Below are 1680 nucleotides of genomic sequence, written 5' to 3'. Positions count from 1 at the left end.
GGGCCGTGCCGCCCGGTGCGGGCGGCGGTGCGCCGAGCGGCTGCACGGCGAGCAGCCACTCCCCCGGGCCGACGACGGCGCCGGGCCGGGCGAGTTGGCCGACGACCGTGCCGGGGCCGTCGGCGGTCAGCTCCCAGAGGCTGCCGTCGGGCAGCCGCACCGAGCCGAGCGTCCCGCCGGCCGGGTAGTCGGTGCCGGGGTCCACCGTCCAGCCGGTCAGCTCCGCCGAGGCGGCCGGGAAGGTCCAGGCCAGCGGGCGGGTGTGGGCGGGCGGTTCGACGGGCACCAGGCGGCGGTCGGCGGACCTCGCGGCCCAGGCGGCGGCGCCGTGGACGACCGCCAGGTCCGGGTCCTCGACCAGCCGCAGCGGCCGGTCGAGGCGTTCGGTGAGCAGGGCCCGGACGGCCGGGATCCTGGTGGTGCCGCCGACCAGCAGGACGGCGTCGACGTCCTTGGTCCGCACCGCGTGGTCGGCGAGCAGTTGCCGGCAGCAGGCCACCGTCCGGTCCAGCAGCGGGCCGACGAGTTCCTCGAGTTCGCCCCGGGCGACCCGGCTGGCCGGCCCGAGCGGGGTGAGGTAGTCCTCGACCTGGCCGGCCTCGGTGAGCTGGTGCTTGAGCCGGCGGACGAAGTCGCCGAGTTCCAGCCGGGCGCGCAGGGCTCCCGCCCCGCCGGCGCCGAGCAGCGGTTCCAGCCAGTCGCGGCCGCGTTCGCGGATCCGGCCGGCCAGCAGGGCGTCGATGTCCCGGCCGCCGCAGTCGTCGAGTGCGGTGTGGCCGAGCACCTCGGGCATGCCGTCCGGGCCGATCCGCACCAGGGCGGTGTCGAAGGTGCCGCCGCCGAAGTCGTAGACCAGCACGGTCTGCCCGGGGCCGAACGGCTCGCCGGCCACGGCGGCGTGCGCGGCGGCGACCGGTTCGGCGAGCAGTTCGACGCTGCGGAACCCGGCCTCGCGTCCGGCCTCCAGCATCGCCTCGCGGCGCGGGTCGACCGGCCCGTACGAGGCGGGCACCGTCACCACCAGGCGGTCGATCTCCGTACCGGTGACCGTGCGGCCCTGGCTGCGGAACTCGGCGAGCACGGCGGCGACCAGGTCCGTGACGGGGAGGAGCCGGCCGCCGAGCGGGACCGGTGCCCGTTCGCCGAGGTCGCGTTTGAACTCGGCGCGGTAGGAGCCCGGTTCGGCCCGCTTGCGGTTCTCCGCCGCGGACCCGACGAGCAGTCTGCCGTCCTCGCCGACGGAGACCGCCGACGGCCACGACAGCAGTCCGCTGGACGGCTCCTTCACCAGCCGCTCGCCCCGGTCCGTCACCACGGCCGCGGCCGAGGAGGACGTCCCGAAGTCCACCACGAGCACCGGCGCTGCCATGCCCCACCCCCTGGACGCATCCGGCCGGTCACAGAGCGTGCCGGTCTGGATGTGCCGCGAGACTAGCAGCGCGGAATCCTCCGGTTCCGGCGCTTCCCGGCCCCCGGGGGACACCGATGCGATCTCGTAATCGACCGTCCACGCAAGGATGTTGATGGACCGTCAGACAATGTGAGCGAGTCGTACCGATCTCGTCGGACACGGGAGCGGGGGCGCTGCGGGCCGGACGGGCCGGCGGGGTTCCGCCCCGGTGCCGCCCGGGGACCGCGACCATGGGGACGGGCCGCCGGTGCCGCCCGTGCGGGCCGGGC

1 protein-coding gene is annotated in these 1680 nt (G+C 76.4%); it reads right to left on the bottom strand.

All coding sequences use genetic code 11. The annotated features are described in order from the left end of the window. Positions 1-1369: Hsp70 family protein (locus ABZ641_RS36230; protein WP_359988741.1), on the bottom strand; the 1369-nt coding region annotated here is incomplete at its 3' end. Positions 1370-1680 lie beyond the last annotated feature (311 nt).

It is taken from the genome of Kitasatospora sp. NPDC007106 (assembly GCF_040634455.1).
GTDB lineage: Bacteria > Actinomycetota > Actinomycetes > Streptomycetales > Streptomycetaceae > Kitasatospora > Kitasatospora arboriphila.
The sequence above is the reverse complement of the archived record's forward strand: the minus strand, read 5'-3'. Positions and strand labels throughout refer to the sequence as shown.